The sequence below is a fragment of the Halioxenophilus aromaticivorans genome (assembly GCF_042850945.1).
GTDB classification, from domain to species: Bacteria; Pseudomonadota; Gammaproteobacteria; order Pseudomonadales; family Cellvibrionaceae; genus Halioxenophilus; species Halioxenophilus aromaticivorans.
Map to the genome: position 1 here is coordinate 1,292,073 of NZ_AP031496.1, position 25,579 is coordinate 1,317,651.

General features: G+C 51.1%; 20 protein-coding genes. 15 read left to right on the forward strand and 5 right to left on the reverse strand.

The genetic code is table 11. From position 1 onward, the window contains the following. The first annotated feature begins 91 nt into the window (after positions 1–91). From ACGHM3_RS05690 to ACGHM3_RS05720, 7 genes are all read left to right on the forward strand, one after another. Positions 92–883, forward strand: a complete 792-nt coding sequence (locus tag ACGHM3_RS05690; RefSeq protein ID WP_345421435.1) for a thiazole synthase — start codon at positions 92–94, stop codon at positions 881–883. Next, positions 880–2,478, forward strand: coding sequence for a thiamine phosphate synthase (thiE, locus tag ACGHM3_RS05695; RefSeq protein WP_345421432.1), 1,599 nt, complete (start codon positions 880–882; stop codon positions 2,476–2,478). The genes ACGHM3_RS05690 and thiE overlap by 4 nt, the downstream gene beginning before the upstream one ends. An 8-nt stretch (positions 2,479–2,486) precedes the next feature. Beyond that, positions 2,487–3,605: a ThiF family adenylyltransferase gene (locus ACGHM3_RS05700; RefSeq protein WP_345421429.1), complete on the forward strand. Its 1,119-nt coding sequence runs from the start codon at positions 2,487–2,489 to the stop codon at positions 3,603–3,605. A gap of 257 nt (positions 3,606–3,862) precedes the next feature. Continuing rightward, positions 3,863–5,674 (forward strand): acyl-CoA dehydrogenase, encoded by a 1,812-nt coding sequence (locus ACGHM3_RS05705; protein ID WP_345421426.1) that lies wholly within the window; start codon positions 3,863–3,865, stop codon positions 5,672–5,674. Positions 5,675–5,772: 98 nt separating this feature from the next. Further along, positions 5,773–7,881, forward strand: a complete 2,109-nt coding sequence (locus ACGHM3_RS05710) for a 3-hydroxyacyl-CoA dehydrogenase NAD-binding domain-containing protein (RefSeq protein WP_345421423.1) — start codon at positions 5,773–5,775, stop codon at positions 7,879–7,881. A 72-nt stretch (positions 7,882–7,953) separates the two neighbouring features. Beyond that, the gene (locus ACGHM3_RS05715) at positions 7,954–9,138 is read left to right on the forward strand and encodes an acetyl-CoA C-acyltransferase (protein WP_345421420.1); all 1,185 of its coding nucleotides are present in this window, start codon (positions 7,954–7,956) and stop codon (positions 9,136–9,138) included. Further along, complete coding sequence (locus ACGHM3_RS05720; RefSeq protein WP_345421417.1) at positions 9,139–9,714, forward strand: MaoC family dehydratase; 576 nt, start codon at positions 9,139–9,141, stop codon at positions 9,712–9,714. A gap of 91 nt (positions 9,715–9,805) precedes the next feature. On the opposite strand, the gene ACGHM3_RS05725 is transcribed toward ACGHM3_RS05720, so the two are convergent. Continuing rightward, positions 9,806–10,873, reverse strand: coding sequence for a helix-turn-helix domain-containing protein (locus ACGHM3_RS05725; RefSeq protein WP_345421414.1), 1,068 nt, complete (start codon positions 10,871–10,873; stop codon positions 9,806–9,808). 677 nt (positions 10,874–11,550) lie between these two features. Here ACGHM3_RS05725 and ACGHM3_RS05730 point away from each other — a divergent pair. The 7 genes from ACGHM3_RS05730 (at position 11,551) to ACGHM3_RS05760 (ending at position 20,680) form a co-directional block, all read left to right on the forward strand. After that, on the forward strand, positions 11,551–13,755 hold the full coding sequence (locus ACGHM3_RS05730) for a TonB-dependent receptor domain-containing protein (protein WP_345421410.1): 2,205 nt from the start codon (positions 11,551–11,553) through the stop codon (positions 13,753–13,755). Between the two features lie 113 nt (positions 13,756–13,868). Continuing rightward, a complete protein-coding gene (locus ACGHM3_RS05735; RefSeq protein ID WP_345421407.1) occupies positions 13,869–15,458 on the forward strand; it encodes an AMP-binding protein in 1,590 nt (529 codons plus the stop codon). Positions 15,459–15,749: 291 nt separating this feature from the next. Continuing rightward, entirely contained in the window at positions 15,750–16,775 is a 1,026-nt protein-coding gene (locus ACGHM3_RS05740) for a phosphotransferase family protein (protein ID WP_345421404.1), read from the forward strand. A 129-nt stretch (positions 16,776–16,904) separates the two neighbouring features. After that, positions 16,905–17,882, forward strand: a complete 978-nt coding sequence (locus tag ACGHM3_RS05745) for an NADPH:quinone oxidoreductase family protein (RefSeq protein ID WP_345421401.1) — start codon at positions 16,905–16,907, stop codon at positions 17,880–17,882. Beyond that, a complete protein-coding gene (locus ACGHM3_RS05750) occupies positions 17,883–18,653 on the forward strand; it encodes an SDR family oxidoreductase (protein ID WP_345421398.1) in 771 nt (256 codons plus the stop codon). Positions 18,654–18,663: 10 nt separating this feature from the next. Further along, positions 18,664–19,419, forward strand: a complete 756-nt coding sequence (locus ACGHM3_RS05755; RefSeq protein ID WP_345421395.1) for a glucose 1-dehydrogenase — start codon at positions 18,664–18,666, stop codon at positions 19,417–19,419. Between the two features lie 13 nt (positions 19,420–19,432). Beyond that, a complete protein-coding gene (locus ACGHM3_RS05760; RefSeq protein WP_345421392.1) occupies positions 19,433–20,680 on the forward strand; it encodes an acyl-CoA dehydrogenase family protein in 1,248 nt (415 codons plus the stop codon). A 116-nt stretch (positions 20,681–20,796) separates the two neighbouring features. Here the strand turns inward: ACGHM3_RS05760 and ACGHM3_RS05765 are convergent, their stop codons facing one another. The 4 genes from ACGHM3_RS05765 to ACGHM3_RS05780 all read right to left on the reverse strand — a co-directional run bounded on the left by ACGHM3_RS05765 (position 20,797) and on the right by ACGHM3_RS05780 (position 24,219). Then, on the reverse strand, positions 20,797–21,309 hold the full coding sequence (locus ACGHM3_RS05765) for a hypothetical protein (protein ID WP_345421389.1): 513 nt from the start codon (positions 21,307–21,309) through the stop codon (positions 20,797–20,799). 84 nt (positions 21,310–21,393) lie between these two features. Next, positions 21,394–22,569 carry a hydroxymethylglutaryl-CoA reductase gene (locus tag ACGHM3_RS05770; protein WP_345421386.1) on the reverse strand — a complete coding sequence of 392 codons (1,176 nt, stop codon included), beginning with the start codon at positions 22,567–22,569 and terminating at the stop codon, positions 21,394–21,396. 35 nt (positions 22,570–22,604) lie between these two features. After that, positions 22,605–23,051, reverse strand: coding sequence for a thioesterase family protein (locus tag ACGHM3_RS05775; RefSeq protein WP_345421383.1), 447 nt, complete (start codon positions 23,049–23,051; stop codon positions 22,605–22,607). A gap of 7 nt (positions 23,052–23,058) precedes the next feature. Beyond that, entirely contained in the window at positions 23,059–24,219 is a 1,161-nt protein-coding gene (locus tag ACGHM3_RS05780) for an iron-containing alcohol dehydrogenase (protein WP_345421380.1), read from the reverse strand. 253 nt (positions 24,220–24,472) lie between these two features. Between ACGHM3_RS05780 and ppk2 the strand changes: the two genes are divergently transcribed. Then, on the forward strand, positions 24,473–25,516 hold the full coding sequence (gene ppk2, locus ACGHM3_RS05785) for a polyphosphate kinase 2 (protein ID WP_345421377.1): 1,044 nt from the start codon (positions 24,473–24,475) through the stop codon (positions 25,514–25,516). The last annotated feature ends 63 nt before the right edge of the window (positions 25,517–25,579 follow it).

Genomic DNA, 25,579 nt, shown 5'->3' on the forward strand with positions numbered 1-25,579 from the left:
CGGGCAGGGAGGGTGATAAGGGCAGGGTGTATAACTTGCGGGCAGAGCGAATATTTTTGGTGGGTAACAAAACTCAAAGGAGTTATAAGCAATGTGGCAATTACTGGGCGAGAGCCTAAACAGCCGATTGTTTTTGGGGACGGCGCAATACCCGTCGCCGCAGGTATTAAGCGATGCGGTAACGGCGTCCGGCACGGATGTCATTACGGTATCCCTACGCCGGCAAATGCAGAGCAGTACAGGCAACGGCTTTTGGCAGCAGTTGAAAACACTCAATAAAAAAATTCTACCCAACACCGCCGGCTGTACCAGCGCTAAGGAGGCGATTACCACCGCGCAAATGGCCCGCGAGTTATTTGGCACTCACTGGATTAAATTGGAGGTTATTGGGGATCAACATACCTTACAACCGGATCCGTTCGAGCTGTTGACTGCCTGCCGGGAATTAATTCAACAAGGTTTTGAGGTGTTTCCTTATTGCAACGACGATTTGATTTTGTGCCAGCGCTTAGTCGACGCCGGCTGCAAGGTGATTATGCCCTGGGGTGCGCCCATTGGCTCGGGCCGGGGTTTGGTTAATGAGCGGGCTCTAACGTTGATACGGCAACGATTACCAGACATCAATTTAGTCGTTGATGCCGGTATCGGTGCGCCTTCCCATGCGGCAAGAGCCTTGGAGTTGGGTTACGATGCTGTGCTACTGAATACCGCGGTGGCTAACGCCGGTGACCCGGTAGCCATGGCGCAAGCGTTTAAATTGGCCACGCAGGCTGGCCGCCTGGCCTTTATGGCAGGGCAAATGGCCCAACGAGAAATGGCCGTAGCCAGCACGCCAGTCATTGGCCAGCCGTTCTGGCATCAGGCCACGGTGGCAGCCAAATGATTGATACCCATTCGTACACTGCACCTCAACCCTATTGGCCTGCTCTATTGACTATTTCGGCCAGCGACAGTGCAGGGCTTGCCGGCAATCAAATGGACCAGCGTTGCGCTGCCGCCATGGGTGTGCACGCTTGTAGCGCCATTACCGCCACAACCGCGCAAAACTCGGATGCTTTTTTGGCTACCAACGCTGTGAGCAGTGAAGCTTTGGTCAGCCAAATAAAAGCCGCCTTGGTACTGAAGCCGCGAGCGGTAAAAATAGGCTTGCTCGCAAGCGTTGAGCAAATTACTGCCGTTGCCCATTGCCTGCGCGGGCTGGATTGCCCCATTATTTTTGACCCTGTGCTGGCCACCACCAGCGGTAAGGTTAATTATTCTGCGCAAATGTTAGCAGCCATGCACAGTGAATTATTACCGTTAGTCGATGTGCTTACGGTCAATATCCCAGAGGTGGAGCAGTTGTTGGGGTTCCGCTTAGGCAGGGGAGGCGTGGTGGTTGCTGCGTGCAAATTGCAGCTGGCATTGAGCCAAGGTGCTAGCGCACGGGATGCGAGTGCTTTGCCGTGGGTGGTGATAAAAGGCGGCCATCTGTTGGGGGATTACGCCTCGGACTACTGCCGGGGGGCTGGTTTACAGTTTAGTTTGTGCCATGCAAAAGTTGGAACTCAAAATACCCGCGGCACAGGCTGCGCGCTGTCTACGTTTATTGCCAGCGCCAAGGCGTTAGGTTACGAAACCCGTGACGCATTAGTGATTGCCAAAATGGCCATGCAAGCCGGGCTTAAAAACGCCGCCGGTGTTGATACGTCGGTCGGTTGTTTACGTCCAACAGAATTCCCCCAAAGCCACTGGCCAAAATTAATTGATCACAGACTATCGCAAGCAATGCCGTCGCAGCCCTTTGCTACGTGTGTTGGTGGTAACCAGGCCGAGACCCTTGGTCTCTATCCCATCGTAGACAGTAGCGAATGGTTAAAGCGACTTCTCCCGTTGGGTATCACCACGGCGCAATTGCGGGTTAAACATTTACAGGGGCAAGCCCTCAAACAAGAGATTCAAACTGCGGTGGCTTTGGCCAAGCACTACCGTTGCCGTTTGTTTATCAATGATTATTGGCAAGAGGCCATTGCCGCCGGTGCCTACGGAGTACACCTAGGGCAAGAAGATATCGCCAGCGCCGATTTAGTGGCTATTGCCCAAGCCGGACTTCGCTTGGGGGTGAGTAACCATTGCCACTGGGAAATGGCTCGTGGCAAAACCCTTCGGCCGTCGTATTTGGCGTGTGGGCCTGTGTTTGCAACCCAAACTAAGGCGATGCCGTGGGTGCCCCACGGTCTGGCAGGGTTACGTTATTGGAGCCAATCCTTACCCGGCCAGACCCTGGTGGCCATTGGTGGTATTAAGCAAAGTAATTTAAGCGCCGTGGCTGCCACCGGCGTTTCTGGCGTGGCGTTAATCAGTGAAATAACTGCGGCGCAAAACCCAGAGCAAGCCACCCGTCAATTAATGGCGATGATGCCCGGTAATGCCTGCTTGCAAAAATCTGTTTTATCGCAACCGGCAATTACCAAAACCGAAGACTCAGTGGCGCAGTAATAAATATCATGGCGAATCAACCCTTACCGTCGGATAAGCACATTCAGCGACGTTACCTGCGGCAAATTCAGCTACCCGGCTTTGGTGAGGCAGGCCAACAAAGCCTAGGTGAAGCCCGTGTACTAATCGTTGGGCTTGGTGGGCTTGGTTGCGCAGTGGCACAATATCTGACGGCCGCGGGTGTTGGCAATATTACCTTGCTGGACGGTGATGACATTGCATTAAGTAACCTGCAGCGGCAGATATTGTTTGATGAAGCCAGCATCGGTGCTAACAAAGCCGACGTTGCCAAACAGAAATTACAGCAATTGAATTCGCAGGTTCAGATCACGGCAATAGATCGCCATTTGGATTTACCCCTGGCAGAAACGCTTATAGCCTCGGCGGATTTAATTTTAGATTGCACCGATAACTTTACCACTCGGTATTTAATTAACGATGTGGCGCATTTTTATAAAAAGAATTGGGTCTACGCCAGCGTGTTGGGTTTTGCCGGGCAGGTGGCCAGCTTTAACACCAGGTTAAGTTGTTTTCGGTGTTTGTATCCCAACGTTAGCGAAGTGCCCAATTGTAACCAAGCAGGTGTGCTTGGGGTTTTACCCGGCATTGTGGGTAATCTGCAGGCGCTAATGGCGATACAGATGCTCTGCTGCGAGCAAACATGCAATCAGTTAGTTAGATTCAGCGGTAACGATTACAGCTTGCAGACGATTGGCCTGGCAAAGTCGCGGCAGTGCCTAATATGCTCCGGCCAGCAAGAATACTTCCAGTTACATTCCCACCGCTGTGATGAATCTGCCCAACCCAGAGCCATCACTGCGTCGCAGATTAAAACCTTTATAGAGCAGCACCCCAATGCAAAATTGGCTGACATTCGCAGCCCGGCGGAATACCAAGAGCATAACGCCGGCGGTATAAACATCCCGTTGTCAGACTTTGAATCTTGGTTTGCTGGGCAGGTTTCTCAACCGCTTATTTTACTCTGCCAAACCGGTAAACGTTGCCAGTGGTTGCTCGGCAGATTGCCCGCTAGTTCCACAGCAAGGTCACCTGTGGTGTATCTCGAAGGTGGCTTAGACGCATTAACCCATCCCACGCATTCCCTGCATCTCCTCAAGGCGCTCTAACTGCGCTCTCGCCTTCTGGGCGCTCCTACTACTGATGACTGCCAAAGGCTACCGGCACTTGGTGGCTTATGTAAGCGCTTATGGCGGTATTTGTAATTGAGCGTATTTTGCACCGGTCTACAATAATCTTGCCTTATCTGAGTGGCGTTGCGCGACTCACGCAGTAGATAAGGCATCTACCAGACGTCATGCCCCGATGTTTTTTTAATAACCGCTGGGGTTTTGATAACAATAAAAATATAGGTTTGGGGCCGTCTATGTCGATACCGCTGTTAAACGAACGCGATATAAATTTTCTGCTCTACGAGTTGCTGGATACTGAATCGCTGTTGTCTCGGCCACGCTACCAAGAGCACTCTAAAGAAGTATTCAATGCGGTTTTGGATACGGCCCACAAGCTGGCCGAGAAATACTTTGCCAACCACAATGCCAAGGGTGACGCTCATGAGCCCAGGTTCGTTGACGGCAAGGTAGAGATGATTCCCGAAACCAAGGTAGCTTGGCAGCAGTACGCTGAGGCAGGATTTTTATCGGCACACTGCGATATGGACGCTGGCGGTATGCAGTTGCCGGAAATCATTGTCCGGGCCGCCAACGCTTATTTTAGTGCCGCCAACACCGCCACCAGTGGCTATTCCATGCTCAGTGTGGGGGCAGCCAATCTCATAGACAGCTTTGGCAGCGAGCAACAGCAGCAATTGTTTTTACCCCCCATGCGGGAAGGTCGGTTCAGCGGCACTATGGCGTTAACCGAACCAGCCCAAGGGTCGTCCTTGGCCGACATCACCACCACGGCTACAGCCCACGAAGATGGCAGCTATCGTATTCATGGCCAAAAAATGTATATCTCCGGCGGCGATCAAAACTTTACCGACAATATTATTCACATGGTTTTGGCGCGAATAAAAGGTGCGCCGGCCGGGGTGAAAGGTATTTCGTTATTTATTGTGCCCAAATTTTTGGTTAACGATGACGGTAGTTTAGGCCCGCGTAACGATGTGGCCCTGGCCGGCCTGCTTCATAAAATGGGTTACCGTAATACTACTTCGACAGTGCTGTCGTTTGGTGAACAAGACGGTGCAGTGGGTTATTTGGTGGGTGAACCCCACCATGGCATAACTTACATGTTTCAGATGATGAATGAAGCGCGTATTGCTGTGGGTACCGGTGCTGCGACCATTGCTTATCAAGGATTTAATGCCGCACTGGATTACGCCAAGGGGCGCCCTCAAGGACGCTTGCCGGATCAAAAATCTGCCCAGAGTAAACAGGTAAATATTATCGAGCATGCCGATGTAAGGGCCATGCTACTGGCGCAAAAAGCCTATGCCGAAGGTAGTCTGGCGCTGTGTTTCATTGCCAGTTCACTGTTTGAGGACAGCCAAACCGCGGATAGCAAAAGCGCTCGCCTCGAAGCGCACCTGTTATTGGATTTGCTGACGCCGGTGGTGAAATCCTGGCCATCCCGCTACGGCTTAAAAGCCAATGAACTGGCGATACAAATTTACGGTGGAGCCGGCTACATTCGCGAATACCCGGTTGAGCAGTTGTATCGTGATCAGCGTTTAAACCCCATTCACGAAGGCACCGAGGGCATACAGGCGTTAGATCTCTTGGGCCGAAAAGTCATTAGCCAAAACGGCGAAGGCTTAAAATTATTGCTGATAAAAATTCAAACGTGTTTGGCTGCTGCTCGCAAACATGATCAGTTGGCCGAACCCTGCGAACAGTTGGCCGAGGCGCTGGAAACACTGCAAACCACCACACAAGTGTTGTGCGCTCATTTAGCGACAGAGACCAACAAAACCTTGGCTAACGCCAGCGTGTATTTGGATATGTTTGGGCGCGTAGTAATGGCCTGGGTGTGGTTACAGCAGGCCGATATTGCTTGCCGTGCATTGGCGGGCAACCCCCACCAAGAGGATCAATGGTTTTATCGCGGTAAATTGCAAACCGCGCGCTTTTACCTGCTGCGCGAGTTACCAGAGGTAGAACACCAAGCGCGTTTGTTGCAGCGCTTTGACAGCAGCGCATTGGATATGGATCCGCACTGGTTCGCCGGCAACTAAATCAAGGTGCTTAGCTCTGCTCTATAGCAACAGTTGGTTAAAAACAGCTCGATAAAAACAACGAAATAAAAACAGCCAAAGGCTACTTAGGAGTACGTATGTCAGACTCGGTTATCTATAAAACGCAAGGGCAGATCGCCTATCTGTTATTGAATTCGGCGCCGGTCAATGGCTTGGGGCAGGCTGTTCGTCAGGGCTTAAGCGATGGCTTTGCGCAAGCCAGCCAGGATAACACTATTAAAGCCATTGTTGTTGGCTCAAACATTGGGCCTTTTTGCGGCGGCGCTGACATTGCAGAATTCTCCGCCGGCACCTTTGCCGATAAGCCATTACTACCTCAGGTGTTTAACCAAATTGATGCCAGTTCCAAACCCGTTATTGCAGCCATTGATGGTCTTGCTCTGGGTGGCGGCTTGGAGCTGGCCTTGGCTTGTGATTATCGCGTTGCCACAAACAAAGCTAAATTGGGTCTGCCGGAGGTTCACCTAGGCATATTGCCGGGTGCAGGCGGTACTCAACGTCTGCCTCGCTTGGCGGGCATCGCTAACGCATTGCAAATGATCGTCAGTGGAACGCCAGTATCGGCCCAGCAAGCCCAACAGTTGGGCTTTGTTGACTTGGTGGTAAAAGAAGGTGAGGACGTTATCACCGCGGCCACCAATTACGCTGAACAATTGCTTGCCCAGCAAGCCCCGGCTTTAAATTGTGCGGATATGCCCGTAGATAGGGAGTCATTACCGTCGGATTACTTCGCTGAGTTCCGTAAAAGTATTGAGCGTAAAACCCGCGGTTTTTACGCGCCAGAGCGATGTATTCAAGCCGTTGAGGCGGCCTGCGTGTTGCCCTTAGTGGATGGGTTAAAGAAAGAGGGCGAGCTGTTCTTGGAGTGTATTAATACACCCCAGGCTCGTGCACAACAACATTTGTTCTTTGCCGAGCGCGCCGCAGGTAAGGTGCCCGGCGTGGCCAAGGATACCCAGGCACGGCCCGTGAAAAAAGTCGCCGTTATTGGTTCCGGTACCATGGGTGGCGGCATTGTGATGAATTTTTTAAATGCCGGTTTCGCTACCACCATGTTGGATTTGAATGCCCAAGCTCTGGAGCGGGGCGTTGGCGTAATTCGTAAGAATTACGAAATCACCGCCAAGAAAGGCAAATTAACTGGCCAGCAGGTGGAGCAGCGCATGGGTTTGCTAACCACCTCCACCCAGTACAGCGATATTCAGGATGCAGACTTGGTGATTGAGGCTGTGTTCGAAAAAATGGACGTCAAAAAAGCAGTGTTCAAAACCTTGGATGAATGCTGTAAACCAGGTGCAATTCTGGCCACTAATACCTCGACCTTAGACGTAAACGAGATAGCCGAAGCCACCAGCCGGCCACAAGATGTCATCGGTTTACACTTTTTCAGCCCCGCCAATGTCATGCGATTACTCGAGGTAGTGCGAGCCGAGAAAACCAGCCCAGATGTGATTAAAACCGTGTTGGGATGCGCCGCAAAAATTAAAAAATTACCTGTGGTTGTGGGCGTGTGCTTCGGCTTTGTGGGCAACCGCATGCTAGAGCCCTACGGCCGGGAAGCGCTACGGCTTTTACTCGAGGGCGCCACACCGGAGCAAATCGACCGCGTTTTGACTGAATTCGGTTTTCCCATGGGCTTTTGTTCCATGATCGACCTGGCTGGTAACGATATTAGCTACCTCACACGCCAAGCCCATCCCGAGGTCACTCAGGGCGACCCAAGTTACGGTGCGCTGGTCGATAGCCTATATGAGCTGGGTCACTACGGCCAAAAGACTGGCTGCGGCTTTTATCAATACAACGGCCGCGATAAATCGGCCAACCCCGATGTAATCACCTTGGCGGAGCAAGCGGCGTTTAAGCACGGAATCACCCGGCGCGAGATCAGCGACCAAGAGGTTCTAGAGCGTTGCCTGTATCCGCTCATCAACGAGGGGGCTCTGATATTAGAAGAAGGCATTGCCGCCAGGGCAAGCGACTGCGATCTGATTTATGTGAACGGTTACGGATTCCCAGCTTGGCGCGGTGGCCCCATGCAATACGCCAATGAAATTGGTTTAACCAATGTTTTAAACGCGCTAAATAAATATAAGGAGCAGCTGGGTGAGTACGGAGAGCGCTGGTTTAAGCCTGCCCCTTTATTGCAAAAGCTGGCAACCGACGGCAAAAGCTTCAACGCCGTGTAGCAAAAAAATTGATGTGAAAGAACCACGCGAACAACTATCAAGCGAACAACAAACAAGAAACAGGGTTACTCCATGAAAGAAGCTGTGATTGTCTCCACTGCGCGCACGCCCATCGGCCGTGCATTTAAAGGCTCGCTAAACAATATCAAATCCCCCACTTTACAGGCACACGCCATTCGTCATGCAGTAGAACGGGCGGGTGTAGACGCCAACGAAATTGACGATGTGGTGATTGGCTCGGTACTCAATTCTGGTACGGCGGCCGGTAATATCGCACGCTTATCTGCCCTGGCCGCCGGCTTACCGGTAACCGTGGCGGGTCAATCCATTGATCGGCAATGCGCCTCTGGTCTTATGGCCATTGCCACCGCTGCCAAGCAAATTGTGGTTGACGGAATGCGTATTACTGTAGCAGGAGGCCAGGATAACATCTCCGCCGAACAGCAAGCCTATTTCGAATCCGCGAGCCGAGCCCAGGATCCCAACGTGATTGCCCAGGCAGAGCATGCTTATATGCCGATGCTGCAAACGGCTGAGTTTGTGGCCAACAAGTACAACATCAGTCGTGATCAACAAGATGAGTACGCGCTACAATCCCAGCAGCGTACTGCCGCAGCCCAAGCGGCCGGTATTTTTGATGACGAAATTGTACCCATTAATGCTACCCAAGCGGTTTTTGATAAAGAAACCAAACAGGTCAGCTACCGTGAAGTGACTCTGGCCAAAGATGAAGGCAACCGGCCGCAAACCACGATGGACAATTTGCGAGATCTCCAGCCGGTGCTAGACGGGGGTGTGATCACCGCAGGTAATGCCAGCCAGTTATCCGATGGCGCCAGCGCTTGCGTGTTGATGGATCGTCAACTAGCTGAACAAAATGGCGTGCAGCCACTGGGGATTTACCGTGGTATAACGGTGATCGGAAACGCGCCCGAGGAAATGGGCATAGGGCCGATCTACGCCATCCCTAAACTGCTTAAACAGCACGGTTTAAAGGTGGACGATATCGGTCTGTGGGAGCTCAACGAGGCTTTTGCTTGCCAAGCGCTGTATTGCCGTAATGTGCTTAATATCAACCCAGAAATCTACAACGTTAGCGGCGGCGCGATTTCCATTGGCCACCCCTATGGCATGACCGGCGCTCGGCTAGTTGGCCATGCGCTTTTGGAAGGCAAGCGCCGAGGGGTGAAATACGTTGTTGTGTCCATGTGCGTTGGTGGTGGCATGGGCGCCGCAGGACTGTTCGAGGTAGCCTAAGTGAGCCCAAATGGCAGCGATACAAATCGCGATAATGCTAAAAACATGGATCAAAACCCAGATAGAAACATAGATAGAAACATAGATCGAAACACAGATAGCAACACAGACAGCAAAAAAGGCGGCCTGGCGCTAACAGCCGGGCAGGCCTTAGGTATCAGTGATTGGTTTGCCATGGATCAATCCCGTATCGATGCCTTTGCCGAAGTCACTCTGGATTTTCAGGCCATTCATGTAAAACCTGAGGTAGCGGCGTTGACCCCCTTCGGCGGCACCATTGCCCATGGTTTACTGACCTTATCCATTGTGCCGCATTTGCTCTACCCACTGCTCAACCCGCATATTACGCCGGGTGTTACGCTAGTTAATTATGGTGTGGAGGCGCTGCGCTTTTTGCAGCCGGTAAGAAGCACCGACCGTATACGATTACATGCCCGAGTACAGGGAGTAGAGGAAAAGGAGCCGGGCCGTATTTTGCTGCGCTTAGCAAATACCGTCGCCATTGAAAATAGCGACAAACCGGCGCTGGTATCGGAGTCTTTGATTATGGTGTTGACGGCTGCAGGCGAGAATTAAAAACCACCCATGTTAAGCTCGTTTTACGTCACGCTATTATGTTGCACTAACAACGTTATAACCGCCATTGCTGGACGAAAATGCTCTCGCTTTAGGCATCTTTCGCTGGTTGTCGGTTAGAGGCTTCTGCCGCGCGGTATTGGCCGGGGGTAACCCCGGTCCATTTTTTAAAGGCGCGGAAGAACACGCTCAATTCATCAAAACCCAAGCGGTCGGCAATCTCTCGGTTGCTTAAATCGGGGCAGGCAAGGTAGTGGAACGCTGCTTCCATGCGGCACTCGTCCTTCAAACGTTGGAACGACGTACCTTCGATTTGAAGGTGGCGGCGCAGGGTGGTAACGGACATGTTCAGTTTATCAGCCACTTTTTCCGCCCCCAGCATGGTGTGGCCGACATTTTGGTTGAGAATGGCTTTTACCCGAGCCTTGGTGGTTTTACCACTCTCAACATTGACTAGCAGGCCGAAAGGCGCCATACGCAGAAATTCTTCCAGGGTATCTTCCGTTTGGATGACGGAATAATCTAGAAAATAGGTGGGGAATTCAAAACCCACAATAGACTGGTTAAACATCTCTTCACCACAACTGAATTGGGACATTTCCCAGTCGTTTTCAGGTTCGGCAAAAGGGTAGTAGGTTTTGGTGAGCTGTAACTCTGAGCCAATTAACCAGCTCCAGTGGCGTTGCATGCCGGCCAGTGTATGGCGCAATTTTACCGGGCCGGCTAAGTCAATGAGCTGATTAAACTCATCCAGGCCAAGGTCATCGATGGGGGTTAGAGTAACGCGAGCGGTGTCTTCAAAAATATCCAATTGCTCACTGACCTTAAAGCCTCGGCAGATTTTACCGAATGCTCGCGCCCTCAGAATCACCTGGTGTAAGGTCCTGCACTGTACCATCAATAGGCACAATAATCGAAAGGACCCAGGGCGTATTTTGCCGCCACTGAGCATGCCAAACCATTCATCTTGTACCACACCAATGACGCGTTGGTAGAGCTTACCGTACAACACTGCTGAGAAATAACGCTGCCGTTCTAGGTCTTCGTTGGTGATGCCCACTTCGTCGAGGAAGGTCTGGGTGTTGTAGCCCTTTTCCTCCACTTGATGAAGAAGGGTAGTGATATAACTTGCGGGAATCGTAATTTCTTCAGTTGCCATGCTATTGGAATATTTCGTGCTGTCCAGCTGTTGATGGGGAATGCGTCTTCATCATTACGTTAACGGGCCATGGCCAGTGCTGACTATAACAGTGCTAAGCGTGCAGCGTGCCAGTTTTGTTAAGTGGCTGCGCATATTGTGATGTAAGAACAGTCTACTGGCTTGTCATCCCCGTTGCCAATTTCTTTCTGTAACATTCGCTGTGGTTGCCGACCTAACTGTTACCAAATGAAACCAATTTTGCGGCTCAAATGTCCGAATTGGACGGTGCCGCCGCCACCTGCGTAAATCCTCAGAGTCTTTCGTCTATAGTGAAGAAAGTGGCATTTGATCAGTGTTTTACGGCGTTTTTTATTCGATTTTTAACTCGCGTAGTTTTGCCAGTTAACATGGTAGAAATTGTCATTGTTGAATTTAGTGTAACTAATAGACTTGATCGTACAACTCAACCACATAACGACAAAAAACATTGAGTGACCGTCAACCGAATGGCCGATCACCGACAGTTGTAAGTCCGGCCCCTGTTGCGGTTCTTAATAATAATAAAAATTGGAGGCATCATGCAGCACAACCCTAAGTTATATCAGCACCCCGTTTTTTCTTTTACCACTTTAAAGTCATCGTTCAGCAATCCCTTATTTAAAACATTGCTCGCTGCAGGCGTTGCTGGCGCACTAATGCCATCTGCGCAGGCGCAGCAAAACTCACGATCTTCTGCCGTGCTACTTGAAGAGGTTGTGGTTACTGCCCGTAAACGAGACGAAAATTCACAGGATGTTCCGTTGGCGATTTCTGCCTACGGCGAAGGCCAATTAGACGCATTAAAGGTGCGTGATTTGGAGGATCTTTCGGTGGGTATGCCCAATGTGTCTTTGGATGACACCGGTACCGCCAGAGGTTACGCCAACTTCTCCATTCGTGGTTTGGGTATCAACAGCTCCATTATTTCCATAGATCCAACCGTGGGTATGTTTGTCGATGGCGTCTATCTTGGTGTGTCCGCCGGCCAAGTGTTTGATATGTTCGATCTCGAAAGCATTGAAGTTTTGCGTGGCCCGCAAGGGATATTATTTGGTAGAAATGTGACTGGCGGTGCCATCCTGGTCAATACCAAGAAGCCCGGTGATGAATTTGAAGGCTCCGTCCGTGCAGCGGTTGACGGGGGTGGCGACGGTGGTCTAAATCGCTATCTTATGGGCTCTGTGTCTGGTCCTTTGTCCGATACCTTCGCCGGTAAGTTATCTCTATACGTAAACGATGATGAAGGCTGGTTTGAAAATCAACACACTGGCGATGACTTCGGAGAGGTGCGAGAGGAGATGGCGCGCGCGGTGGGTGTGTGGACGCCATCCAGCAATACCGAATTTGTGTTCCGATTAGAGACCGGAGAAACCGAAAGTGATGGCCCCCCCGCTCAATCTCACACCAACGGTTCTGGCGTGCCGGGTACCTTTGCTAATTTCGATCGTGACAGCCACGATTTCGCCATTGACGAAGAGGGGTTTTACAACAGTGAATCCGATGCGGTGACTATTGAAGCCAATATCGATGTTGGCTTCGGCGACGGCACCATTACCAATATCCTAGGGTGGCGACAGTTATACACCACGTCTCTCGGTGATATCGATTCTCAGCCGGTGTGGATTTTTCACTCTGCGTCGTGGACCGACGCCGAGCAAATCAGTAATGAGTTGCGCTATTCCGGAACTTTCGGCGAGAACACCACCTTAACCACGGGCCTGTATTATTTTAATAACGACGTGCAGTACCATGAGCGACGTGAATTATTAGGCATTGCCACGGGTGGTGTTGCGCCGGCGGCCACCTTTGATGGTGGTGGTTATTACGAGGTGGAAACCATTGGCGTGTTCGCGGCGGTGGATTATGCGCTCACCGATATGCTCACGTTGACCGCTGGCTTGCGTTATACCCAGGAAGAAAAAGAAGCCAGAATTGCCTCGTTAAGTCAAAATATTGCTTCCATCGGCGTGCCGACGTGTAACTTAGTGGCACCAGCGGCAGGCGAAGCCAAATGTACAACGGACTTCAATGACGACGATAGCTGGAACAGCCTGTCGCCTAAATTGGGATTAACCTATCTGCTTTCCGACGACGCCCAGGTTTACGCTCATTGGACTCGTGGATTCCGGTCCGGCGGTTATAACCTAAGGAATACGTCTTTTAACCCGGCCGATGTACCAGGGCCGTTTGATGAAGAAACCGTGGATGCCTTCGAAGTGGGTTATAAGTCGACCTACGAAAAAGGCCGCCTCAACGCCGCCGTTTTCTACAACCGAGTCTCGGATATGCAGCGCGAAGTCAACTACGCCGGGCCTATTGGTGTGGTGCAATTGGTTCGCAACACTGCAGATGCTGACGTGATGGGCCTGGAATTAGACGCCACCTATTCCGTATCGGATAGCATTATTCTTACCGCGGGCCTGGGCTACACCAACGCTGAGTACACCGATATGAAAGCGGATCTCAACCGTGATGGTGTCGTCGACTCCTCCGATGAAGGTCTAGAGCTGCCCCGTGCGCCGGAGCTCACTTACAGCTTAGGTATAAACCACGATATGGACATCGGCGATTGGGGTTATATGAGTTCGCGTATCAGCTACAGCTATCGTGATGATCAAGCCTACACCGACGATAATCTTGGCTATATTTTGGACCAAGAAATTCTTAATGCGGGTATCGATCTGAGCAGCGCCGACGGTGCTTGGCAGTTTGGTATCTATGGTAAGAATTTGCTTAACGATGTTAAGCACGGCGGCGATACTCAGTTGCCGAACGAAATTTCTGGCGTGCCCACCGGCGGTACTTTTTCGCCGCTGTCCAAAGGCCGCATCATAGGTGTTGAAGCCACCTATAACTTCTAGTGTGTAGATTGGGCCAGCATTAGCTGGCCTTTTTTTCTTTTCTGTCTGTTCTGGCAATTTTGTTCTTACAAGCTACCCGTCTTTTTGCTGTTCATTTTTGGGGGGAAACCATTATGAAATGCGATCTAACTATTCCTCAGATCTTGTCTGAAGCCTGTCTGCGTTACGGCGATAAAACCGCGTTTTCAGGTTTGGGCCAGTCATTGAGCTATGCCGATCTTGATCGGCTTAGCGATAATTTTGCCAGTTATCTCCAGCACCACACCGGCTTGCAGCCGGGCGACCGTATTGCGCTTCAATTACCCAATTTAATTCAATACCCGGTGCTGGTGCACGGAGCGTTGAAAGCCGGAATGATTGTTGTAAATACCAACCCGCTTTATACCGCCCGCGAGTTGCTTCACCAATTTAACGATGCCGGCGTCAAATTGGTGGTGGTGGCATCGATGATGGTGGGTGGTGTAGCAGAGGTGGTTGCTAACACCAATATTGAGACGGTGGTGGTTACTTCGCCGTTGGAACTTGGGCCCTCGCTCAGCCAGGCCGGGGTGGTTATTCCGGCTCCTGAGGAGCCTGTTAATATCGGCGTTGAAACCCTTAGCTTACTGCGAGCCTTAGAGCTGGGCTCAAAAAACAGCGCACAACCTACTGCGCAGTCTGCGGATGACATCGCCATGCTGCAATACACCGGTGGTACCACCGGTGTCTCCAAGGGCGCGATGTTGAGCCACAGTAATATCACCTCTAATGCCCGCCAAGTAACCACGCATTTAGCCGATATTTTTCGTGATGGCCTTGAAGTTACGCTCTGCCCGTTGCCCCTGTACCACATCTACGCTTTTACCGTGCACTGTATGGCGTCGGTGTCTAGGGGTGGTCATAATGTGCTTGTGGCCAACCCAAGAGACCTTGATGCGTTAGTCAGAGAAGTTCAATCGGCGCAACTAACGGGTTTTGTGGGTTTAAATACACTGTTTAATGCACTGTTGCACCACGAAGGGTTTAACCAATGTGATCTTAGCGCCTTGCGCAGCACCAGTTCCGGTGGCATGGCTTTGACCAGTGAAATATCCAAGGCGTGGAAAGATCATACGGGAATCCAAATTGCCGAAGGCTATGGTCTAACAGAGACCTCGCCGGTAGTATGTTCAAACCCACCGGGGGAAATTCAACCGGGTACTGTGGGCTATCCCGTACCCGGCACGGAGGTGAAAACCACAGACCCCAGTGGCAATCGCCTAGGCAATGACGAAGTCGGTGAGCTGTGTGTACGCGGGCCCCAGGTAATGCAAGGTTACTGGCAGCGACCGGATGCTACCAAAGAAGTGCTGGATGACGAGGGTTGGTTAAAAACCGGTGATATGGCCGTTATTCAGCAAGACGGGTACGTCCGCATAGTCGATCGTAAAAAAGACATGATTGTAGTATCCGGCTTTAACGTCTATCCCAACGAAATTGAAGACGTCGCCAGTCAGTTTTACGGTGTTTTGGAATGCGCCGCCATTGGCGTCGCTGACGCAAACTCCGGCGAAGCCGTCAAACTTTTCGTTGTCCCTGATGCCGATGGCTTCGACGAAGCGGAATTTAAGAATTACCTACGTTCGCAACTTACCGCCTACAAAGTGCCGAAAAAAATAGAGTTGATGGACGCGCTACCAAAATCTAACGTTGGAAAAATTCTCCGCCGGGAGTTGCGTTCATAGGCGCTCTTTTGTATTTAATCGCAGGCAGTGGCAGATTTAGTTAACCGAGCTGCGGATTTTAGTTATTGCTCGTTGCTAGCAGCTCGGTAAACTGGTTTGGCTACTTCGGCGCGCTGCATGGTTCTATCTAAGCATCGCCATACATCACTACGATTGTGTCAAGCTACCCAAGTGGCTAGGCAAAAATAGGTCTGTTTTTTTCTAAGATACCGTATTTTCGCCCGTTAAATTTCATTTTTAAAATAACCACGAGCAGCCAGTAAAGCGGTGGACGAATAAATAGGAAACATTATGGCGGAAGACCCCCCCCAAAACCTGGACCTCAAGCTGCTGCAACAAGAGCTGGAAGCCAATGTAGAAGGTTTCTCTGGACTACTCACTGCAAAAAAGTTTCCCGGTGGTCAATCCAATCCCACCTATCTGCTTACGGCCAATAACCAACAATATGTTCTGCGCAGCCAACCACCGGGTAAGCTTTTGCCATCTGCCCATGCAGTGGATAGGGAATTTAAGGTGATAGAGGCCTTAGCGAATAGCGCGGTGCCGGTGGCACAGAGTGTTTACTTCTGTGAAAACAAAGCCATTACTGGCGGTTTATTCTACGTGATGAGCTACGAGCAGGGCGATATTTTTTGGGATCCTGCTCTACCGGGTATACCAGCCGATGGTAGGGCTGACTATTTTTATGAATTAATCGATATATTGGCCGCCATACACAGTGTCGATATTGAGCAAGCTGGCCTGGCCGACTTCGGCAAGCCGGGCAACTATTTTGAGCGTCAGCTAGGCCGATGGTGCAAACAGTACCGTGCTGCCGAAACGGAAGTTAACCCCAGTATTGAAGCGCTTATTCAGTGGTTGCAAAAGCACTGCCCGGAAGACGACGGCCAGGCGTGTCTGGTACACGGAGATTATCGCATCGATAACGTCGTTTTTTACCCGGGCCAAGCGAAAGGCCAGGCCGTGTTGGATTGGGAGTTGTCTACCATCGGACATCCCATGGCGGACCTAGCCTATTTTTGTATGTGTCTGCGTCTACCTCCCACCAAGCACAGTAGTGGGCTGGGCGGCTTGGACCGCGAAAAACTGCACATCCCCAGCGAAGAACTACTGATACAGCGCTATTGCCAAAACCGAAATAAAAACGCATTGCAGCATTGGAATTTTTACTTGGCGTTTAGCTTTTTTCGCTTGGCGGCCATCGTACAGGGTGTATACAAGCGCGCCTTACAAGGCAACGCATCTAACCAAAACGCCTTGCAAATGGGGAAATTGGTTACCGTTTTAGGGCAGTTGGCAGAGCAGGTTATTGATTAAAGCTCCCAGCTTTGTCGAACAAAATCCCGCCGAGAAAGAACGCGCCGTTGTGGCAAGCTCTCGCAATCATCTGTGGCGGCCGGTTTTCCAACCTAGCTGCCAAATAATAGTGAATAATAAGGAGTCAGAATGAAGGCCATTGTATGTGAGAATTTTGCGCCTATTCAGGAATTAAAATTACTGGATGTTGAATCGCCGGTGGCGAAGCCCGGCGAAGTTGTCGTTAACGTAAAAGCCGCCGGCGTGAACTACCCTGACGCGTTAGTGGTGCAGGGGTTGTATCAAGTTAAACCGCCATTACCGTTTGTGCCAGGGTTTGAGTTCGCTGGAGTTGTGGATTCCTTTGGCGACGGTGTGGATCAATTTCCTGCGGGTACACGAGTGCTTGGCGTTCATCCAGGCTACGGTGCCTACGCTGAACAAATAGCCGTGCCAGCGATGTGCTTAATGCCCATACCCGACGCGGTATCCTTCACCGATGCTGCCAACCTTGCTTGTGCCCACGGTACTGCCCATCACGCTTTAAAGCAACGTGCCCAGCTTAAAGCTGGCGAAACCTTATTGGTGCTCGGCGCTGCAGGTGGCACCGGCATCGCTGCGGTACAAATCGGTAAAGCCATGGGAGCCAAGGTGATAGCCGCCTGTTCCAGCGAGGAAAAACTGGCAGTGGCGAAGCAAAACGGGGCTGACGTATTAATTAATTATGCAAGCCATGATCTGCGCAAAGCATTGAAAGGAGTTACCGCCGGTAAAGGTGTCGATGTCGTCTATGACCCGGTGGGTGGCGATGCCTTCGACCAGTGCTGTAGAAGTATGGCGCGCAACGGCCGTCTTTTGGTTGTGGGCTTTGCCAGTGGTCGTATTCCTCAGTTGCCTGTGAACCTCGCCCTGGTCAAGGAGTTTAGCGTCGCGGGTGTTTTCTGGGGTAATTTTATTGAAAACGAGCCAGAGGTATACGCACAGAACGTGAAAGAAATGTTCACCTGGTTTCTAGAAGAAAAAATAAAAGTGGTCACCGACGCGGTGTTTGCCTTAGAGCAAGCCCCCGAGGCGCTTCAGCGTCTAATGGATCGGCAGGTGGCCGGTAAACTGGTATTGGAGATATAAATGAATAACCTACAAAACCCCTTCGATCTTAGTGGCCGAGTGGCCTTGGTAACTGGCGCCAGCAGAGGGATAGGCGAGTCGATAGCTCATTTATTGGCTCAGCACGGAGCCCGGGTAATTGTATCGAGCCGAAAAATCGACGACTGCCAAAAAGTGGCCGATGCCATTAATCAAAACGGTGGCGATGCAACGGCGTTGGCTTGCCATGTTGGCGATATGGAAGCCATTACTGCGGCCTTTGATCAAATAGAAACGCAATACGGTCGGCTGGATATTTTAGTCAACAACGCAGCGGCGAACCCCTACTTTGGCCACATTTTAGATACAGACCTCGGGGCGTTTCAAAAGACCGTGGATGTGAATATTCGCGGTTACTTTTTTATGTCCGCTGCGGCCGGAAAACTCATGAAGAAGCAGGGTAAGGGTGCCATCGTTAACACCGCGTCTGTGAATGCGTTGCAGCCCGGGGTAGGCCAAGGCATTTATTCGATCAGTAAAGCGGCCGTGGTCAGTATGACAAAGGCCTTTGCGAAAGAGTGCGGGCCTTTGGGTATTCGAGTCAATGCATTGTTACCTGGCTTAACCGAAACCAAGTTTGCAGGAGCGCTGTTTGATAACCAAGATATCTACAAGAGCTTTGTCGATAAAGTGTCATTGGGGCGGCACGCCAAACCGGAAGAGATGGCCGGCGCAGTTTTGTATTTGGCTTCAGATGCCGCAAGTTACACCAACGGCGAGTGCATTGTGGTTGATGGTGGCCTGACTCTTTAGGGAAACTAAAATGGAAAATTTATTCGTAGATAAAGTGGTTTTAATTACCGGTGCTGCCAGTGGTTTTGGCGCGCTGTTGGCAAAGTCGTTGGCCCAGCGGGGATGTAAGCTGGTACTTGGCGATTTAAATCTCGATGGCTGCCAAACGGTGGCGCAAACCCTGGCTGATCAAGGCACCCAGGTGGTTTACCAGCATTGTGATGTGACTGACGAATCGGCCTGTGAAGATTTAGTGAAATTGGCAGTTGATAGCTTTGGCCGATTGGATATGGCCTGTAACAACGCCGGCATGTCCACTGCAATTCGCCCGTTAATCGAGATGACAGAAAAGGACTTTGATCTTAATTTTGCTGTTAATACCAAGGGCGTATTCTTTGGGATGAAGTACCAAATACAGCAAATGCTGACACAGGGCTCCGGTATTATTCTTAATGTAGCATCTATGGCTGGGTTAGGCGCTGCTCCCAAGCTGGCCCCCTATTGTGCCGCAAAACACGCGGTGGTGGGACTCACTAAAACGGCCGCTGTGGAGTACGGACGTAAAAATATTCGCTGCAATGCAATATGCCCATATTTCAGCCCAACGCCTTTAATTGCCGACACTCCGTTTGAGGATGATGACAGTCCTTTTGCTCAGGCATCTCCCATGAAAAGACTCGGTCAACCACAGGAGATCGTAAACACCATGGTGAGTTTACTATCACCGGAAAACAGCTATCTCAACGGCCAAACCTTAGCCGTGGATGGCGGCATATTAGCGATGTAGGCGGAGAATAGTTATGGATTTTGCGTATTCAGAGCGCGTAGTCGAATTTAGCCAGCAGCTCGAATCCTTTATGGCCGAGCACATAGAGCCAAGGATTCGACAGTACAACGAGGCCATTGAAGAGGGTACCTTCCCGGTACCTTTTATGGCGGAGCTTAAAGAGCTGGCCAAAAGCCAGGGCCTATGGAACTTATTTTTACCAAGCTTAAAACCGGATGAGCCAGGTATTGGCTTAACTAATTTAGAGTACGCACCCTTGGCCGAAATTATGGGGCGCGTACATTGGGCATCGGAGGTGTTTAACTGTAACGCACCGGATACGGGCAATATGGAGTTATTGCATATGTTTGCCACACCGGAGCAAAAGCAGCAGTGGCTGGAACCGTTGCTCAATGGTGAAATTCGCTCGGCCTTTTGTATGACCGAGCCAGACGTATCTTCCTCCGATGCCACGAATATCACCATGAATATTCAGCGCAGTGGCGATGAATACGTTATCAATGGTCGCAAGTGGTTTATTACCAACTCCGCCCACCCCAATTGCCAATTGTTTATTGTGATGGGTAAAACCGACCCTGATGCGGCCAGTCATCAACAGCAAAGTATGGTGTTGGTTTCTCGCCATCAACCGGGTATTGAAATTGTTCGTAATCCCCCTGTGCTTGGTCACCATTCGCCGGAAGGGCACTGTGAAATCGTATTTCGGGATGTTCGCGTGCCCGTGGCAAATTGCCTGGGCGGAGAGGGCAGTGGCTTTGCTCTGGCCCAAGCGCGTTTGGGCCCAGGCCGTATCCATCATTGCATGCGCTCTATTGGTGCGGCTGAGTTAGCGTTACAACTGATGACTGCCCGTGCGCAGGAGCGTAAAGCGTTTGGTAAATACTTGCATCAGCACGGCACGGTTGCCGAGTGGATCGCCAAATCCCGTATGGAAATCGACCAAGCTCGATTACTGGTACTTAAAGCGGCTTGGATGATTGACCACCAAGGCGCGAAGGCTGCTCGAAAAGAAATTTCTATGATCAAAGCCGTGGTGCCAGCGATGCACACCCGGGTAGTGGACCGCGCGATCCAAGTGTTTGGTGCCATGGGTCTAACACCAGACACACCCTTGGCAGAGAGCTATATTCAAGGCCGCTGCCTGCGTTTTGCCGATGGCCCGGACGAGGTGCACCTGCAAACTATTGCAAAGTTAGAACTTAAGCAGAGCGCCGAGAACCCTGGTGCAACACTGCCCTATTTAACACCTCCTTTGCGTTGATCAGCCCGCGCGGATAAGTCCGCGCAGACTAAACGGGCACAGAGAAATAGTTAGAGAAATAGGTACAAAAAAGCGCTTTTCACAGCGCTTTTTTTGTGCCTAATTAATGTTTGCCATCAATGCCCTTCAGTTGCTGCTTGTGGTTGGCTTATTTTGGCCATTATTAGGCGTATGCCTAAAATGCCCATAACCACCACGATACCACCGACGACGACTAAGCCGGCCCACAGCAGTGGCGCTGGTTGATCCGCCCTAGCCGCTAGCCCGCTTACCAAGTAAAACATAAACGCATAGTTATTGAAGATAGCAGGAAGCACTTCGCCAAAAGCGACTATGGCGTAGACCACGGTACACACAAACGCTAAACGAGCTGCGGCAATTCCCAAGCTGGGCGCTGCCAGCTCAACAAATTTAACCGTGGCGACGTAGCAGGCGATACCCACAAGCCCGCCCATAATGATTTTATGGGCTTTGGATTTATCCATGTGGGTTTCAAAGAAAAAGATCATCACCATAAATACCGGCCAGGCCGGTAAATGCCAGTGGTGCAGCACCAGCTCAATGGCTATGATCAGTAGTATTAAAAATACGCCAAAAATAAGTCGTTCTTTACGAATACCTAACATCATTATTATTCTCGTTTTAGGTTTAGGTTTAGGTTTAGGTTTAGGTTTAGGTTTAGGTTTAGGTTTAGGTTTAGGTTTAGGTTTAAGTTAGGGGCGGTTGCGGCCTAAGTCGTCGTGGCTGCTTACCCATTCTTCGGAGACAACAGCCGCACCGAGGGAGATCTCTCCGCACAAGACGGTAGCCGCTATTATTTCAGCCAGTTTTTTCGCTTTGCCTGTGCCGTAGCAATCCATTACTTCTAAGCATTCCCTTTGTGTTGCCAAACCAGTGCCGCCGCCATAGGTGGCGACAATAAGGGAAGGTAGGGTGACGGAATAATAATAATCGCCTTCAGGTGTTACTTCTGCATGCACCAAACTGGCGTGGGCCTCGGCAACGTTGGCTTCATCTTGTCCGGTGGCAATAAACATAGAGGCAATGCCATTGGCGGGGTGCACGCCATTGTGCACAGCGCCGGCCATTAAACCACCCAATTGCGAGGTGCGACGGGCGGCGTACATGGCCTCCGGGGAAGTTCTGAGTCGATCCAAAATTAATTGTCTGGGGATGGTGACCTCTGCAACCACGCGTTTGCCTCGGCTGTGTAACGTATTAAGTGCAGAGTGCTTTTTATCGGTATCCATATTGCCGGATAAAAAATAGTAACTGACTTTGCCTGGGTAGTTTTGGCTGATCCATTGGCAGGCTACGTAGGTCGCTTTGCCACACATGTTTTGGCCGGCTGCGTCTCCGGTGGTGTAATTAAAGCGTAGGTAGAGCAATTTAGAGGCCGCAAACTGTTGAATGTTTCTCAGCTTGCCGCTGCGCGTGGTGGTTTCCGCTGCGGCTTTTATGCCGGCAAAGTTCTCATTCACCCATAGGCCAAAATCCCGTGCTTCTCGGGCGTTGGCAAAAGCATAGACCGGTGCTCGTTGCATGGCATCGTCTACCACAGTGGTGGTGATACCGCCGGCGGCGCGGGTAATCATCATGCCACGGCTGTAACTGGCAACCAAGGTACCTTCGGTGGTGGCCATGGGCACAAAAAAATCGCCCTGGGCGTGCTCACCATTGACTTTAATAGGGCCTGCGAAACCCACGGGGAGTTGTACCACGCCGGTAAAGTTTTCAATGTTGCCGGGTAGCATGGCAGGGTCGAAGGAAAATTTGCAGGTGTGCTCTAAATTTGCGCCAGTGTGCTCTTCGATAAATCGGCGTCTAAGGGCTGCGGCCTCGCGGCTGTAGTCGTTGGTTTGATCGCGCGGTACGGATAAATTACTCATGTGGAAAGTCCTCGTTTATTGTTATTGTCACTGTGCTACTGGCTTGGCCGCGTTTGGGAAAGCCGTTCTAATTGCGTTCGAATCGTTAAAGGAATGGGTACCGGGCGTTCGCTTTCGCGATCGACGAATACGTGGGTGAAATTACCGAAAGCGCAGGCGGTAGACTTGCCCTGTTCAAAAATACCCAGCCCATATTGAACCGAGCTATTGCCCAATTTGTTGACTTTTAGTCCGCCCTCAAGTGTGGCCGGAAAGGCGACCCCACTGAGGTAGTTGCACTCCGAATGCACAATGTAACCAATGGCATCGCCGCGGCGGATGTCCAGGCCGCACTGCTCAATTAAAAAGTGGTTAGTAACCGTGTCAAAGTAGGAGTAGTACTGCACATTATTAATATGGCCGTAAATGTCGTTATCCATCCAACGAGTGGTCAACGGTAAAAACCAAGCGTATTGGTCGCGCAAGCTATCTGGGTTTACCATGGAGGCCTCAAAAACTGTTTTGATAAATCGTCAGCGCGTCGCGCTCGCTGAGTTCACGTGGGTTGTTCACCAACAGACGCTGTTGCAACATGGCATCCTTGGCGAGCATGGGTAAATCGGATTGTTTGATACCAACTTCGGATAACCGATTGGGCAGCGCCAGCTCATCGATTAACTGGATAAAATACTCGATTAAACGCGCTGTTTTAGCCTGTGCATCCACGCCCTCGCCACGTTTAGAAGGCACTATCAAATCTGCCAAATCGGCATATAAGCTGGCTGCGCTGGTGGCGTTGAATTTTAATACTTCGGGTAATACCAGCGAGTTACTCAGCCCGTGGGGGAGGTGAAAGTGGCCCCCCAATGGGTAGGCCAAGGCGTGAACCGCCGCCACGGGGGCATTGGCAAAGGCTTGGCCGGCCAAGCAGGCGCCCAGCAGCATTTGTTGTCGCGCCTCAATGTCAGTGCCATCAGAAAACGCGGTTAGCAGATTAGCGCTAAGCAGTTTTAGAGAGTGTAGGGCGAGCATATCGGAGTAGGAGTTTTTCTTGAGTTTGCTGGTGTAGGCCTCAATGGCGTGCACCATGGCGTCGATACCGGTCATCGCGGTGGTAGCTGGGGGCAGTCCCAGAGTCAGTTCTGCGTCCAGCAACGCCACATCGGCAAATAAAACCGGGGAAACTACTCCAGCTTTGGTGGTATTGCCGGTGGTGACAATGGCCACCGCGGTTACCTCAGAGCCAGTGCCTGCGGTGGTGGGGATCATTATCAGAGGCAGCCGTTGCCCCTGTACATTGTCAACTCCGTAAATATCCACCAAGCGCTCGTCACTATTAACCAGTAATGCCACCAGCTTAGCGGTATCCAGAGAGCTGCCACCACCCAGGCCAATGATACCGTCGGCGGCACAGGCCTTAGCCATTTCCACGGCCTGCAAAATGATGTTTTCCGGTGGGTCGGCAATAACTTGGGTAAAACACTCACAGTTTACGCCGGCCTGGCTAAGTGGATACATCGCCTGCGCTACTAAGCCGCTTTTCTCTATACCGGGGTCAGTAACGATAAACGGCCGTTTGATTTTTAATTGACGGCAGATATTGTTAAGTTGTTGCACTGCGCCGGGCGCGCTTATTAAGGAAGCAACCGTACCGAAGCTGAAGCTATTCATGGTGTTATCCGGGCAAGTCGTTATCGTTATTTTTGAGTAAGTGCTTAGGTAGAACAAGAATCCAAGCGTTGTCCCAGCTTAAAAGAACGGCTAATTCGCTCAATAGCATTTTTGACCATAAGGGATTGCCAAAAGCAGCTGGTAGCTTTAGTGGATACTGCTCTCATATTGCTAGGGCAGCTTTTCGCAGAAGATAGGCAGCCGGCGTTGAACCGTGTTAACCGATTGCAATGAGCTTAGATTTGGAGGCTAAATGGCTAACGATACCGAAAATACTCCCAGTGATACCCCCACTAATACTCCCAGCAAGAGCCCGGGGCAAAATCAATCCAACCCTGTAAAACAAGAACTAATGAGCGAGCAATTTGATGAGGGCGACGGCACCTCTATTGAAACTGGTGCTCGATCTTCCACGGTGGGCCAGAGTCTGCACGCATTGGCGCTAAAGCGGCACGACCCGGAAGCCATAAAGCGCAGTTTTGAAACCGGTGAATACCCCTATAAGAACAAAATGCGCCGATCAGTCTACGAAAAACAGAAAACGCAGCTGCAGGTAGAATTACTCAAGGCCCAGCGTTGGGTGAAAGAAACCGGGCAAAAGGTGGTGATTGTGTTTGAAGGCCGAGACGCGGCCGGCAAAGGGGGGACAATCAAGCGTTTTATGGAGCATCTAAACCCTCGCGGTGCGCGGGTAGTGGCATTGGAAAAGCCCACCGAGGCGGAACGTTCCCAGTGGTACTTTCAGCGCTACATTCAGCATCTACCGGCGGGAGGCGAAATGGTGTTGTTTGATCGCTCTTGGTACAACCGAGCCGGGGTAGAGAGAGTGATGGAATTCTGCACACCTAACGAGTATCTGGAGTTTATGCGCCAATGCCCAGATTTTGAGCGGATGCTGGTGCGCTCGGATATCCATCTTTTTAAATACTGGTTTTCGGTCACCCAAGACGAACAGGCCCGCCGTTTCGCGCAGCGCCGCAAAGATCCGCTTAAGCAGTGGAAGCTGTCGCCTATAGATAAGGCGTCGCAAAACAAGTGGGACGACTACACCGAGGCCAAGGAAGCCATGTTCTTCTACACCGACACCGCCGATGCGCCGTGGACAATCATCAAGTCCAACGATAAAAAGCGTGCCCGCATTAATGCCATGCAGCATTTTCTCAGACATTTGCCCTACGCTGGTAAAGACACCAGTGTTGTACGCGCGCCGGACCCACTGATTGTGGGTGCTAGTAGCCATGTGATTGGGGAGTCTGAGCATGTGTTTGGTAAAACCCTGCACCCCACCATGAAGTAAAACTCCACCTACCTGTAAAAAATCAGTGGTCTGTGCATCCAGGGCATCATTTAAGTGAGTGAC